At 72.2% G+C, this 13,057-nt stretch carries 13 protein-coding genes; 8 read left to right on the top strand and 5 right to left on the bottom strand.

Annotated features, from left to right (window positions below; genetic code table 11):
- Positions 1-4: 4 nt before the first annotated feature.
- The 3 genes from ACFCVM_RS18050 to ACFCVM_RS18060 are packed head-to-tail and all read left to right on the top strand — an operon-like array spanning position 5 to position 3,277.
- Positions 5-502 (top strand): GNAT family N-acetyltransferase, encoded by a 498-nt coding sequence (locus ACFCVM_RS18050; RefSeq protein WP_375838113.1) that lies wholly within the window; start codon positions 5-7, stop codon positions 500-502.
- A gap of 37 nt (positions 503-539) precedes the next feature.
- Positions 540-1,637, top strand: coding sequence for a serine hydrolase domain-containing protein (locus ACFCVM_RS18055; protein WP_375838114.1), 1,098 nt, complete (start codon positions 540-542; stop codon positions 1,635-1,637).
- A gap of 8 nt (positions 1,638-1,645) precedes the next feature.
- Positions 1,646-3,277, top strand: a complete 1,632-nt coding sequence (locus ACFCVM_RS18060; RefSeq protein ID WP_375838115.1) for an ABC transporter ATP-binding protein — start codon at positions 1,646-1,648, stop codon at positions 3,275-3,277.
- Positions 3,278-3,308: 31 nt separating this feature from the next.
- Here the strand turns inward: ACFCVM_RS18060 and ACFCVM_RS18065 are convergent, their stop codons facing one another.
- A complete protein-coding gene (locus ACFCVM_RS18065) occupies positions 3,309-3,926 on the bottom strand; it encodes a hypothetical protein (RefSeq protein WP_375838116.1) in 618 nt (205 codons plus the stop codon).
- Between the two features lie 113 nt (positions 3,927-4,039).
- Between ACFCVM_RS18065 and ACFCVM_RS18070 the strand changes: the two genes are divergently transcribed.
- Positions 4,040-5,410, top strand: a complete 1,371-nt coding sequence (locus tag ACFCVM_RS18070; RefSeq protein WP_375838117.1) for an NAD(P)/FAD-dependent oxidoreductase — start codon at positions 4,040-4,042, stop codon at positions 5,408-5,410.
- Positions 5,411-5,426: 16 nt separating this feature from the next.
- Here the strand turns inward: ACFCVM_RS18070 and ACFCVM_RS18075 are convergent, their stop codons facing one another.
- Positions 5,427-5,831 carry a DUF6855 family protein gene (locus ACFCVM_RS18075; protein ID WP_375838118.1) on the bottom strand — a complete coding sequence of 135 codons (405 nt, stop codon included), beginning with the start codon at positions 5,829-5,831 and terminating at the stop codon, positions 5,427-5,429.
- Positions 5,832-6,018: 187 nt separating this feature from the next.
- Between ACFCVM_RS18075 and ACFCVM_RS18080 the strand changes: the two genes are divergently transcribed.
- Both ACFCVM_RS18080 and ACFCVM_RS18085 read left to right on the top strand, forming a co-directional pair.
- Entirely contained in the window at positions 6,019-6,246 is a 228-nt protein-coding gene (locus tag ACFCVM_RS18080; RefSeq protein ID WP_375838119.1) for a hypothetical protein, read from the top strand.
- A gap of 47 nt (positions 6,247-6,293) precedes the next feature.
- Complete coding sequence (locus tag ACFCVM_RS18085) at positions 6,294-6,614, top strand: hypothetical protein (RefSeq protein ID WP_375838120.1); 321 nt, start codon at positions 6,294-6,296, stop codon at positions 6,612-6,614.
- Between the two features lie 21 nt (positions 6,615-6,635).
- Here the strand turns inward: ACFCVM_RS18085 and ACFCVM_RS18090 are convergent, their stop codons facing one another.
- Both ACFCVM_RS18090 and ACFCVM_RS18095 read right to left on the bottom strand, forming a co-directional pair.
- Positions 6,636-8,165 (bottom strand): multicopper oxidase family protein, encoded by a 1,530-nt coding sequence (locus tag ACFCVM_RS18090; protein ID WP_375838121.1) that lies wholly within the window; start codon positions 8,163-8,165, stop codon positions 6,636-6,638.
- Positions 8,149-8,649, bottom strand: a complete 501-nt coding sequence (locus ACFCVM_RS18095; RefSeq protein WP_375838122.1) for a hypothetical protein — start codon at positions 8,647-8,649, stop codon at positions 8,149-8,151. Before ACFCVM_RS18095 ends, ACFCVM_RS18090 begins: the two co-directional genes overlap by 17 nt.
- A gap of 197 nt (positions 8,650-8,846) precedes the next feature.
- On the opposite strand from ACFCVM_RS18095, the gene ACFCVM_RS18100 reads away from it, so the two are divergent.
- On the top strand, positions 8,847-10,982 hold the full coding sequence (locus ACFCVM_RS18100) for a sensor histidine kinase (RefSeq protein ID WP_375838123.1): 2,136 nt from the start codon (positions 8,847-8,849) through the stop codon (positions 10,980-10,982).
- Positions 10,975-11,676: a response regulator gene (locus ACFCVM_RS18105; protein WP_375838124.1), complete on the top strand. Its 702-nt coding sequence runs from the start codon at positions 10,975-10,977 to the stop codon at positions 11,674-11,676. The genes ACFCVM_RS18100 and ACFCVM_RS18105 overlap by 8 nt, the downstream gene beginning before the upstream one ends.
- A 31-nt stretch (positions 11,677-11,707) precedes the next feature.
- Here the strand turns inward: ACFCVM_RS18105 and ACFCVM_RS18110 are convergent, their stop codons facing one another.
- Complete coding sequence (locus tag ACFCVM_RS18110; RefSeq protein WP_375838125.1) at positions 11,708-12,973, bottom strand: glycosyltransferase; 1,266 nt, start codon at positions 12,971-12,973, stop codon at positions 11,708-11,710.
- Positions 12,974-13,057 lie beyond the last annotated feature (84 nt).

Genomic DNA, 13,057 nt, shown 5'->3' on the forward strand with positions numbered 1-13,057 from the left:
GCCCGTGACGCTTCGAACCGCGACGAGCGACGACCGCGACGCGATCGTCGCCGTGTTCCTCGCCTGCTGGCGTGAGAGCTACGTCGGCGTGCTGCCGGCCACCGCGATCGAGGCGATGACCGACGACCGGGCGCAGGCGCTCTGGCGCCGGGTGCTCGCGTCGACCGAGGGCACGGTGCTCGTCGCCGAGCACGACGGCCTCGTGCAGGGCGTCACGCGGTTCGCGCCCGAGCCGGAGGGCGACGGCGGCGCGGTGCACTCGCTCTACGTGTCGCCCGACGCCCGGGGCCTCGGCCTCGGCACGCGCCTGCTCGACGCCGCATATGCAACGCTCATCGACGGCGGTGCCGCGTCGGTCGCACTCTGGGTCTTCGCGGCGAACGCGCCGTCGATCGCGTTCTACCGGGGCCGCGGCTGGCTGCCCGACGGTGGAGCGCGCACGCAAGCCGAGTTCGGCGAGCCGGAGCTGAGGCTCCGCCGTGGTGGACGGAGTCCGGAATGATCCGGCTCGCCGAACTCCGGATGAACGAGACGGCCGCATGAGCGCGCCCGAGAACCTGGTCGCCCTCGCCGAGGCCATCGTCGCGCCGGGTGCCGCAGCCCCCGCGGGCTGCGTGATCGGCATCGATCTCGCGGGCGAACGGCACGTGGCCGCCGCCGGTCTCGCCGCACCCGAGCAGCCGACCGCCGCCCCGATGCACCGCGGCACCGTGCACGACCTCGCCTCGGTGAGCAAGGTCGTCGGCACGACCACGGCGCTGCATCGCCTGGCGTCGATGGGCCTGCTCGACTTCGACGACCTCGTCACGCGCTTCGTGCCGAGCTTCGGCGGCGACGCCGGCACGACGGTCCGCGACCTCCTGCAGCACCGAGCGGGGCTCTGGGAATGGCAGCCGCTCTACCTCGCTCCGGGAGACGATCCGCTCGCGACGATCGACGCCCTGCCGTTGCGCTACCCGCCGAGCAGCGGGCGGCACTACTCCGACCTCGGATTCATGCACCTCGGCCGGGTCGTCGAAGCGGTCGCCGGCATGCCGCTCGACACGGCCGTGCGCGACCTCGTCGCCCGCCCGATCGGTCTTGGCTCGCTCGGCTACGGGCCGGTCGAGGGCGACGTGGCCACGAGCTCGAACGGCGACGATGCCGAACGCCGGATGGTCGCCACGGGGCATCCGTACCCCGTCTCGTGGAGTGATGCGGGCTTCGCCTGGCGCACCGCGCCCGTCAGCGGCGAGGCGAACGACGGTAACTGCTTCCACGCGTTCGGCGGCGTCGCCGGGCACGCGGGGCTCTTCGGCTCCATCGACGACGTGCTCGACGTCGCTGCGGCGCTCAGCCGCGCCGACGAACGCCCCGAGCTCTGGAACCACGAGGTCACGGCCGACGTCGTCGCGGCCGGGCCCGACGCCGAGCAGGCGCTCGGCTGGCGGCGCCGCGAACTCATCGTGCAGGGCGAGCGGATGCCGCTGCTCTGGCACCCCGGATTCACCGGCTGCGCCGTCGGCTTCGTGCCGGGGCGCGGCATCGCCGTGGCCTTCGCGAGCAACCGCCTGCTCGCGGCCGAGCCGGCGCCCACCGAACTCAACTGGCAGCGCGTGCTCGATGCGCTCGCCTCGACCCTCAGCACACAGGAGTGAACGCGACCATGACCACGAATGAACCGGTGCTCCGCATCAGCGGCCTCTCGATCGCCTTCCGCTCGGGCGGGGAGCTCATCACGGCGGTCGACGACGTCTCGATCGACGTCGCAGCCGGCGAGACCGTCGCGATCGTCGGCGAGTCGGGCTCGGGCAAATCGACCACGGCCGCCGCCATCAACCGGCTGCTGCCCGAGAACGGCGTCATCACCGCTGGCAGCATCCGCTTCGAGGGGCGGGAGATCACGGAACTCGGCGAGAACGAGCTCGTGAAGCTCCGTGGCGCGGGCATCGGCCTCGTGCCGCAGGACCCGATGTCGAACCTCAACCCCCTCATGCGGGTCGGCGAGCAGATCGGCGAGGCCCTCGAGGTGCACGGCTACGGCACCGGTGACGCCGTGCGCGCACGCGTCGTGGAGCTGCTCGACCTCGTCGGCATCCCCGACCCCGAGCAGCGCTCGCGCCAGTACCCGCACGAGTTCTCGGGCGGCATGCGCCAGCGTGCCCTCATCGCCATGGGGCTCGCGTGCCAGCCGCGCCTGCTCATCGCCGACGAGCCGACCTCGGCCCTCGACGTGACGGTGCAGCGCCGCATCCTCGATCAGCTCGACAAGCTCACCGGCGAGATGGGCACCGCGGTCTTCCTCATCACCCACGACCTCGCGCTCGCCGCCGAGCGCGCCGATCGCATCGTCGTGATGTTCCGCGGCCGCATCGTCGAGACCGGCACCTCGCGGGAGGTGCTCGAGAACCCGCAGCACGAGTACACGAAGCAGCTGCTCGCCGCTGCCCCGAGCCTCGCCTCGCGCCGCGAACCGCTGCCGATCCGCGGCGGCGACGTCGACGCGCGCCCGCTCGTCGAGGTGACCGACCTGCGCAAGGAGTTCCACCTGCGCTCGCCGAAAGCGGGGGAGCCCACGACGTTCACCGCCGTGGACGGCGTGAGCTTCACGATCCCGCGCGGCAAGACCGTCTCGATCGTGGGGGAGTCGGGATCGGGCAAGTCCACGACCGCGAACCTCGTGCTGGGGCTCGAGCAGATCACCTCGGGTCGCATCGCCTTCGACGGCACCGACCTCACCGCCCTGAAGCGCCGCGAGCTCTTCGCGTTCCGGCGCCGGGTGCAGCCCGTCTTCCAGAACCCGTACGCCTCGCTCGACCCGCGCTACACGGTCGAGGAATCGATCGCCGAGCCGCTCAAGGTGCACCGCATCGGCAACGCGGCCGGCCGCCGCAAGCGGGTCGCCGAGCTGCTCGAGCAGGTCGCCCTGCCGGTCGCGATGTCCTCGCGCCTGCCGCACGAGCTCTCGGGCGGCCAGCGCCAGCGAGTCGCGATCGCCCGTGCCCTCGCCCTCGAGCCCGAGCTCGTCGTGCTCGACGAGGCGGTGTCGGCGCTCGACGTGCTCGTGCAGGCGCAGATCCTCGAGCTGCTCGCGGGCCTCCAGGCCCGGCTCGGCCTCAGCTACCTCTTCATCAGCCACGACCTCGCGGTCGTGCGCATGATCTCCGACGAGGTGCACGTGATGCAGCGCGGCCGCATCGTCGAGAGCGGCACGCCCGAGCAGATCTTCGACGACCCGCAGGACCCGTACACGCGGGAACTGCTCGCAGCGATCCCGGGGGCCGCGCTGGCCTCGTGAGCCGGGTCGGGCCGAACGGCGGCGTCCGCGACTACGCCGTCGCCTCGTGCTTCCCGTCGAACACGAGCGTGCGCAGCAGCACCTCGAGCGAGGCCTGCACGCGTGCATCCGTCCACGACGCCGGGTCCTCGACGGCCTTGACCTCGTAACCGCGGCAGTACAGGTACAGGATGTCGGCGATGTGCGCCGCCGTCTCGAGATCGACCGATTCGCCGCCGACCTCGACGTGCCCGGCGCCGTCGAGGAACTTCTCGTAGGTGGCATCCGTCACCCGGCGCACGAGCTCGTAGGCGCGCTGGTTGGCGCCGCGCACATCGGCGATGACCTCGATCCAGAGGCTGCGCAGCACGTTCTCCTCCGGGGAGGAACTGCACATCCACCGGGTGAGGGCGGCGAGGCGCTCGACGCCGACGAGCTCGCCGAGGTGCTCGCTGCGACTCGCGTTCCACTGCGTTCGGGCGTGGTCGAGGGCGTTCGCCATGAGGTGGGCGCGTGAGGGCACGAAATTCGTGATGTAGGCGGTCGAACGGCCGAGGCGGTCGGCGACGGCGCGCAGGGTCACGGCGCGGGTGCCGCGCTCGCGGGCGACGTCGACGGTCGCGCGGGCGATGTCGGCGAGGCGTTCGTCGGTGTCGACGTCGATCGGCACTGGCCCTCCCTCTCTCGGTTGACAGCCTGCCAGCTTCGGCGCTACGTTTCAAAACATTGTTGTAAAACACGCCGACATCTCGGCCGCCTGGACTTCACCGGAGAGGAACACGCATGACCGCGAACGGCGGAGTCTCGTTCTGGCTGCAACAGCTCGGCCTGCCGACACCGCGCCCTGCGCTCCCCGGCGACCTCGATGTCGACGTCGCGATCGTCGGCGCCGGCTACACCGGCCTCTGGACGGCGTACTACCTGAAGCGCGACCAGCCCGACCTACGCGTCGCCGTGCTCGAGCGGCGGTTCGCCGGCTACGGAGCATCGGGCAGGAACGGCGGATGGCTCACCAACTCGGTCACCGGCGGCCGCGAGCAGTACGTCAAGACGCACGGCCGTGACGCTGCCATCGCGCAGCAGCTCGCACTCAACGCGACGGTCGACGAGGTCATCGCCGTCGCAGCCGCAGAGGGCATCGACGCCGACCTGCACAAGGGCGGCGAACTCGTCGTTGCGTACACGCCGGCGCAGCTCGCTCGGCTGACGTCCGTCGTGGCCGCCGAGCGGTCGTGGCCCGCGACCGACGTCGAACTCCTCGACGCGACGCAGGCGACCGCGCGCGTGAACGTCGCGGGCACCCTCGGCGGTCTCTGGCACCCGCACTGCGCACGCCTGCACCCCGCGAAGCTCGCCCTCGGCCTCGCTGCAGCGGTCGAACGCCTCGGCGTGACGATCTACGAGGGCACGACGGTCACCGAGATCCGAGCGGGCGAGGCGCGCACCGACCACGGCACCGTGCGCGCCGCCCACGTGCTGCGCGCCACAGAGGGGTTCACGCCCGATCTGCGCGGCGAGCACCGCACCTGGCTGCCGATGAACTCGTCGCTCATCGTGACCGAGCCGCTCGCGGCATCCGTGTGGGACGAGATCGGCTGGAGCGGCCGCGACACCCTCGGGGACATGGCTCACGTCTACATGTACGCCCAGCGCACGGCCGATGACCGCATCGCGTTCGGCGGCCGCGGCGTGCCCTACCGCTACGGCTCGCGCGTCGACCACGACGGCCGCACTCAGCAGGCCACGATCGAGAGCCTCGGCGCGCTGCTCGCGCGCTTCTTCCCATCGGCGGCGGATGCCGCGATCGACCACGCCTGGTCGGGAGTGCTCGGCGTGCCCCGCGACTGGGCGGCCACGGTGGGCCACGACCGCGCCACCGGGCTCGGCTGGGCGGGCGGCTACGTCGGCACCGGCGTGACCGCGACGAACCTCGCGGGGCGGACGCTCCGCGACCTCGTGCTCGGCCGCGACACCGAGCTCACGCGGTTGCCCTGGGTCGGGCACCGCGCCCGCAAATGGGAGGTCGAACCGCTCCGCTGGCTCGCGGTGCAGGCCATCTACGGGGCGTACCACGCCGCCGACCGCGCCGAACTGCGCGGGCGTGCGACCACCTCGCCGATCGCCCACGTCGCCGACCTCGTCGCGGGCCGCTGACCCGACGGAGCGTCGTTCAGACCGCGCGGACGCGGTTGCTGCGCTTCTCGTGCGTGAGCTCGGCCAGGCCGAGCGCCTCGAGCAGCGGCGGCAGGTACATCCCGAAGCGACCCCGGTATCCCTTGCGGAGCCCGTACCAGCCGCCGACCGGGTTCGCCTCGTCGCGGCCCCACGCCTCGACGGTGCCGGGCTGCGCCGGCTTCTGCTCGTCGGCAGCACCGAGGTCGACCCAGTCGCCCTGTTCGAGCAGCCATGCATGCAGGTCGTCGATGGCACGCAGCCGGTACTTGAGCGTCGTCGAGCCGACCTGGCACACCAGCACGGGCGGGTCCGCAGCCTCGTCGCGGTACATCGTGTAGGCGCTCGTGCCGGGCGCGGTGGTCAGCTGCCACGGGTCGTCGATGGTTCCGGTGCCGGTCATGGCGGTCTCCGTTCGAACGGTCGTACGCGGCCGATGCTACGCCGTTCCCGGCGCGGGGGGCCGATCGGGGCTAGCCCTGAGCCCGTGCACGTCGGCGGGGCGTAGTCGTCGCCGACGAACGACGCGCCCGCGATGAACGCACCGGGCCGCAGATCGAGACGAAGCGAGACGCTCGGGGGAGCAGGACATGACTGAGTCGACTGGAGCAACCGCGGGGGCCGGCGTGCAGGGAGACCGCATCGAGGCCGGCCCGCCGTTCACGAACCTCGACGACGATCTCGTCACGATCTCGATGCCGCGGTTCGCCTCGACCGACGCGACCCCGCCCGCCCGCCCGAGGCGGCGCTGGCTCGGGGTGCTCGTCACGCTCGGCGCGCTCGCCGTCGGCGTCGTCATCGGCCGGGCGCTCCGCTAGCGCCCACACGCGCCGCGTATCCCGCGGCACGACGCGGAGGGCAGATCGTGTTCACCATTCGCAGGTTCGAGGACATCCTCTTCGACTTCAACGAGCCCGGGGGCACGAGCCACCTGCTGCCGGGGCGGCCGCTCGAGCAATCGCGCCGGTTCGAGCGCGAGCGGGACGCCGGCGCGGCGGTCTGGCTCACGGCGGTCAACGGCGCGTTCGTCAACGGCGGATCGCTCGGCGACCGCCCGCTCGGGCAGATCCGCGCGTCGGTCGGCATCCGCGACGCCACCGTCGTCTGCCGGGTGCGCCTCACCGACCGGAACATGGACGATGCGATCAGGTTCCAGGTGCGGTGCACCGTGATGATCTTCGGCTGAGCGACCGAGCCGCCGGCGCCGTCACTCGGGGTGGTTGCCCGCGTCGCCGTTGATCGTGAACGGCGTCGTGACGCCGTCGTACATGACGTGCGCGACGAGACCGTCGACCGCATGGGGGAGCGTGTGGCAGTGGTCGCTCCAGATGCCCGGGTTGTCGGCGACGAACGCGATGTCGTACGACTCGCCGGGGTGCACGTCGAGCGAGTCGACGACCCAGGGGCTGCCCGCTGCCGCGACGCCGTCGCGCGAGAGCACGACGACGTGGTGGCCGTGCAGGTGCATCGGGTGCACGTCGCCCGAGTCGTTGCGCAGGTGCATCACGACGACGTCGCCCTCGCTCACCTCGAACATCGGCACGTCGGGGAACATGCGGCCGTTGATCGTCCAGAAGTTGCCGGGGCGCCCGTCGATGATGCCGAAGCGGCGGGCGATGACGTAGTCGTACGAGCGGTCGGGAGCGGATGCGTCGAACGAGAGCGGCATCGGGCTGCCGTAGGCGAGCAGGTCGAGCGTCGTCGAGGGCTGGCGCGGGTCGGGCGGTGCGGATGCCTCGGGGTCGCCGATCACGACGCTGCGAGCGCCGCCGACCCGGAGTCGCACCGCGTCACCCTCGGCCGGTGCCTGCACCGCGACATCCGCTCGCCCGCCGGCCGGGACGAGCACGCGTCGGTCCTCGACCGCGGGCGGATCGTTCACTTCGTGACCGTCGATCGCGACGACGCGGAACGGCGTCGCCGCCCAGACGGCGGCCGTGCCCTGATCGGTGTTGATCACGCGGACCCGCACGGTCGAGCCGGGCTCGGCCGCCACCCGCGAATCCCCGACCCGGCCGTTGAGCGTGTGCTGGCCGCCGTAGACGTGCAGCAGTGCGGTGAACTCCGCGGCCACGTCGTCGCCCGACGATCCGGATGCCGCGGCGGGCTCGATCACGATCGCGCCGAGCAGGCCGCGTTCGACCTGCACGTGCGACGCCTGGTGCGAGTGGTACCAGTAGGTGCCGGCATCCGTCGCCTCGAAGCGGTACACGTGGCGACCGCCGATCGGCACGGCGTCCTGCGTGATGCCCGCAACGCCGTCGGCCGCGTTCGGCACGTCGATGCCGTGCCAGTGCAGCGTCGCACCGTCGGTCACCGACTCGTTCACGAACTCGACCTCGACGAGGTCGCCCTGCCGGGCGCGGATCTCGGGCCCCGGCGACATGCCGTTCACCGTGTAGCCCTCGATCGAACGACCTCCGGGCACGTCGACGGTGCCCGCACGGGCGACGAGTTCGACGCGCACGTCGGCCGGGCGGTCGGGGTCCTCGGTGAGCGAGGTCACGCTGACCTCGTCAGTCGCATTCCCCGCTCCGGATGTCCCCGTCGCCCCCGGCCCGCTTCCCGCGTGGCCGCTGTGGCCGTCGACGCCGCCGCTGCCGGCATGTCCGCCCATCGTCATGACCGAGTACTCCCCGAGCAGCGTGGAGCTCCAGGCGAGTGCGCCCGCGCCGAGTGCGGCCGTGACCGCGACGCCGACGACGGCGCACCGGAAGAGCTCACGCCGAGACGGCATTCGAGGTCGCCTCCTCGGTGTCGGTCGTTGCTGCGTCACGATCGGCGCCGGCGGCTCGCTGCCGCGGCATCTGTCGGACCCGCATCGCCGCGATGGCCGCGGCCGCCACGATGGCGAGCGCGTTCGCGCCGTGGATGAGTCCCAGATAGGGCATGTCGGTCAGCGAGAATCCGAGTACGACCTGCAGTACGAGGAGGCCGAGCACGAGCGCCGCCCAGAGGCGCGCGCCCTTTGCCCGGACGAAGAACGAGACGATCAGCAGTGCGATCGCCACGAGCGGCAGCATCAGGCCGCCGATCGCGTGGATCCAGAAGCCGAGCTCGCCGGTGCCGCCGGCCCCGCCGCTCTCGAGCAGCGCCTTGTCGACGACGTCGCCGTTCGACACGCGATTGAGCACGCCGCCGAACGCGAATGCGATGGCCGCTGCCTGCACGACGACGCCCGCGGCGATCGTCCAGGCCAGGCCCGAGTAGATCCTGCGCATGATGTCCTCCCTGTTCGTGCGGGCCGTCGGTCGCGGCATCCGCTCGCCTCTCACGTTCTCGAAGCCGCAGTCTCGCCGGAACGCGGATGACCCGACACCGCATGGCAGCCCGCCGCACAGCGGGTGGGGGTCAGCTGCTAAGGGTGCTCGGGGCAGGCCCTCTCCCGCAGGGCGCCCGACAGGAGGACGATGGAATCGTGGTTCGCAGGTGGGTGTGCCTCGCGACGCTCGGCCCCATCGGGGTCGCGGCGCTGGTGTACCTCGTCGTCGTTCGCGGTTTCGTCGAGGGCGACGCCGATCACGGCCTCGCCTGGCCGTTGCTCGGGGGACTGCCGCTCTTCGTGCTCGGCATGTGGCTGCTCACGGTGTCGTCGTCGCGCACCGCGGTGCTCGTCGCCCTCTCGGCGACGGCCCTGCTCGTCGGCTCGGCGTACGAGACCTTCATGCAGCGCAACACCGAGCTCATGGTCGAGCCGTGGTTCCCGCTCTTCAACGTGATCAGCCTCACCGCCGATGCTGCTGCGACCTCGGCGCTGCTGATCGTGTTCGCGACGTTCCCGACCGGGGTCGTCGAGCATCGGTGGCAGCGCGTCGCCGTGGCATTCCTCTGGACCCCCCTGCTTGCAGGGCCGTTGACGCTGCTCACGACACCCCACGTGGTGATGTCGCAGTACATCGGCATCAGCGGCGATGCGATCGCGAACCCGTTCGTCGTGCCGTGGCTCGAATGGGCGGCGCCCGCGGTCGAGGTGCTGGTGGTGCAGGCGTGGCCGGCCGCTGCCCTGGGACTCACGGTGCTCGGCTCCCGCGCGATCTTCGGCACGCCCGAGGTGCGCGCCCGCACACGGGTGATGGCGCTGACGGTCGGCGCATCCATGCTGGCCTTCGTGCTCTGGACCGTCTTCCCGGGGCTCCCGGGGGTCGAACTGCTCGTCTACGGCTCGCTCCTCGCGCTGCCCGTCGCGGCGGTGCACGGCATCTTCCGCTCCGGCGCGTTCGACATCGCTCCCGATGATCGAGGGCGCATGGTGGCACGCTCGTCGAACCTGCTCATCACGGTCCTGTACGCAGCGGGTGTGGCGATGCCGGCGATCCTGCTCTCGAGACAGCTCAGGGTCGTGCCCGCCGTGCTCATCACGACGATCGTCGCCGTGCTGCTCCTGCCGGTGCGCACGTGGATGCAGCGCTGGATCCACCGCGCGCTCTTCGGCGATCGGGAGCGGCAGCTGACGATGCTCAGCGAGCTCGGCGCACAGCTCGAGCACGCCGGCGAGCCGCGCGAACTGCTGAACCGGCTCGCCGAGGCCGTGCGCGACGGGCTCGACGCGTCGTGGGTGCGCATCCGCGTCGCGTCGACGGATGGCGCGCTCGCCGCGGTGCCCATGGGTGTCGCGGGAGATGCGGCAGACGGCGCCGCCGGCGGCCGGCCCGACCCCGAGCCCGAGCCGGCGGAGTCGTGCGAGCTGCTGCACGGCGACGAGACGCTCGGCCGCATCGAACTCGGGCCGCGGCACCGGGGCGACTACACCGACGCCGAGCGCACGATGCTGCGCACGGTCGCGGGCCAGGCCGCGGCATCCGTCGCCAACGTGCTGCTGACCGCGCAGCTCGCCGCGCAGCTCGATGAGCTGACGGCCTCGCGTGAACGGCTCGTCGCCGTGCAGGATGACGAGCGCCGCCGCCTCGAGCGCGACCTGCACGACGGCATCCAGCAGGACGTCGTGGCCCAGATCGCCGGGCTCCGCCTCGCCCGCAACCGGCTGCAGCGCGGCGAACTCACCGCGGCGGAGCTCGAGGAGCTGCAGGACCAGGCCCGTGAGACCCTCACCGACCTGCGCGAACTGGCCCGGGGCATCCACCCGCCCGTGCTGAGCGACAACGGACTCGTGGCCGCCGTCGAATCGGGCGTCGCCCGGTTCCCGATTCCGCTGACGGTCGAGGCGAACGAGCGGCTCCGCGCCGAGCGGTTCCCCGACGACGTCGAGACGACCGCCTACTACGTCGTGCGCGAGGCACTCGCGAACACCGCCAAGCACGCCAACGCGACGCACGCCTCGGTCGGGCTCGCGCGCAGCGACGGGCACCTGCGCATCGCGATCAGCGACGACGGATGCGGCATCGGCCCGGCCGCCTCTGACCCCTCGATCGCGGGTTCGGGGCGCGCATCGGTCTCGCACGGCGGGCTCGCGAACATCCGGGATCGGGTCGCCGCGCTGCGGGGCACGGTGCACGTCTCGCCCAACGAGCCGTCGGGCACGGTCGTGCTCGTGGAGCTGCCGCTCGACGGCGTCGGCCCCGCGGCATCCGCTCGTGAGGAGGCGCCGGTTGGATGACCCGGGCGTGCTGCGCGTCGTGATCGCCGAGGACAACTACCTCGTGCGCGAGGGCGTGCGACGCCTGCTCGAGGACTCGGGCGAGGTCGATGTCGTCGCCTCGGTCGGCAACGGCACCGAACTGCTCGACGCCGTTCGCCGGCTCGCGCCCCACGCGGTGCTCACTGACATCCGCATGCCGCCCGGCCATCACATGGAGGGCATCGAGGCCGCGCACGCGATTCGCGCCTCCTCGCCCGAGACGGGGGTGGTCGTGCTCTCGCAGCACGCCGACGAGAGTTATGCGCTCGCGCTATTCGCCGACGGTTCGGCGGGGCTCGGGTATCTGCTGAAGGACCGCATCGGCGACCTCGAAGACCTCGTGCACGCGCTCCACGAGGTGCGTGTCGGGGGTTCGGTGATCGACCCGCAGATCGTCGACACGCTCGTGCGACGCCGCAGCGCAGCCGGGGCGTCGAGCCCGCTCGCGACGCTGTCGCCGCGCGAACTCGAGGTGCTCCGCGAGATGGCAGCGGGCAAGACGAACGCGGGCATCGAACAGGCGCTCTTCCTGTCGACCTCGACGGTCGAGAAGCACGTGAACGCGATCTTCACGAAGCTGCGGCTGCCGGAGACGGGCGTGCATCGCCGTGTCGCTGCGGTGCTCGCCTTCCTGAAGGACGACACCGGCGACGCGGCGTCGGGCGCGCGCTGAGCGGCGCGCCCTGCGGCGCTCGCGATCTGACCTACCCGTGAGTCTCGTCTCGCACGAGGGGAACACCCTCGAGTTCGTCGAGCAGGGCTGGGCCAGCGGCATCCTGCGCCACCTGCTCGCCGAGCCGCGCGGCAGCCCTGCGGTAGCGGTCGTCGCCCAGCACCGAGGCGACGGCCCGGCCGATCTTGCGCGACGGCGAGCGGCGCGAGATCGCGACCCCGGCCCCGCGCTCCGTGACGCGTACGGCGTTGTCGGCCTGGTCGCGGCCGTGATGCAGGATCACGAGCGGCAGTCCGGCGGCGAGCGTCTTGATGACCGTGCCGTGGCCGCCGTGGGTCACGAGGAGGCTCGCGTGCCGCATGACCTCGCGATGCGGGGCGGATGCCACGACCGCCACGTTCGCGGGGGCGCTGATCGCACTCGGCTCGACGGCCGGCCCGGTGGTCACGACCCCGCGCACGGGGAGGCCGCCGAGCGCGTCGGTGATGCGCTGCAGGCAGTCAACGTGGTTCTGGAACGTCGACGACATCGCGACGAGCACGAGCGGGTCGTCGCCTGAGGGCGGGGTCCACGGCGCGTCGGCGGCCCAGCTCGGGTCGTCGAGGATCGGCCCGACATAGCGCGCATTGGCGGGCAGCTCTGCGGGGAAGTCGAACGCCGCGGAGGTGAGCACGAGCTGCCGGCGCGCGTGCTGCATCTGGTTCCACATCGTCGCGACTGGTTCGACGCCGTGGTCGGTGCGCACGGCGTTGAGGGGTGCCAGCGCGAAGCGGTCGAAGAGCCGCCGGCCCGCGGCTCCGAAGGCCCGGTCGCGGAGCGCCCCCATCGCCCCGCGCCCGGGGGCGAGCCCGACGCCGAACGGCGGCATGCCCTTCGCCGGCAGCGCGTACGTGTTCGGGATCAGCAGGTCGAACGGCACGCCGCGCGACTCGGCCGCGATCATGGCCCCGACCGCGAACGAGGAGACCACGACGAGGTCGGGCCGGAGCTCGTCGATCGCCGCGATCGTGTCGGCGGCCTGCACCGGCGCCGGGCCGATGATCATCTGGTCGGCCATCCCGCGCGCGATCCCCGGCGGGGTGCGGATCGCCCAGTCGTCGAAGGGCGCCGTCACTCGCCCGGTCGTCGGGCGGAACCTCGCACCGGCCGTGACCGCCGGGGCCTCCAACGGGTCGTCCGCGAGTACCGTGACCTGGTGGCCCCGTTCGGCCAGTCGCCGCGCCACGCCGATCTCGGGTGGAACCGTGCCACCGGCATCGGTCAGCACGAACAGGTAGGTGCGCATGGCGCCGCTCATGCACGGCAGGCTACGCCCGACCCGGGCTCCGCGGCATCCGTGCTGGCGCTGAATCCCGCTCGCCGGATGCCCGCCGCCCACTCG

The organism is Agromyces sp. NPDC056389 (genome assembly GCF_042262385.1).
Taxonomy (GTDB): Bacteria; Actinomycetota; Actinomycetes; order Actinomycetales; family Microbacteriaceae; genus Agromyces.

Coding starts and splice junctions, on each gene's coding strand:
- ACFCVM_RS18060 (WP_375838115.1), top strand. CDS start 1,646: ATGACCACGAATGAACCGGTGCTCCGCATCAGCGGCCTCTCGATCGCC.
- ACFCVM_RS18080 (WP_375838119.1), top strand. CDS start 6,019: ATGACTGAGTCGACTGGAGCAACCGCGGGGGCCGGCGTGCAGGGAGAC.
- ACFCVM_RS18095 (WP_375838122.1), bottom strand. CDS start 8,649: ATGCGCAGGATCTACTCGGGCCTGGCCTGGACGATCGCCGCGGGCGTC.
- ACFCVM_RS18055 (WP_375838114.1), top strand. CDS start 540: ATGAGCGCGCCCGAGAACCTGGTCGCCCTCGCCGAGGCCATCGTCGCG.
- ACFCVM_RS18075 (WP_375838118.1), bottom strand. CDS start 5,831: ATGACCGGCACCGGAACCATCGACGACCCGTGGCAGCTGACCACCGCG.
- ACFCVM_RS18070 (WP_375838117.1), top strand. CDS start 4,040: ATGACCGCGAACGGCGGAGTCTCGTTCTGGCTGCAACAGCTCGGCCTG.
- ACFCVM_RS18110 (WP_375838125.1), bottom strand. CDS start 12,973: ATGAGCGGCGCCATGCGCACCTACCTGTTCGTGCTGACCGATGCCGGT.
- ACFCVM_RS18090 (WP_375838121.1), bottom strand. CDS start 8,165: ATGCCGTCTCGGCGTGAGCTCTTCCGGTGCGCCGTCGTCGGCGTCGCG.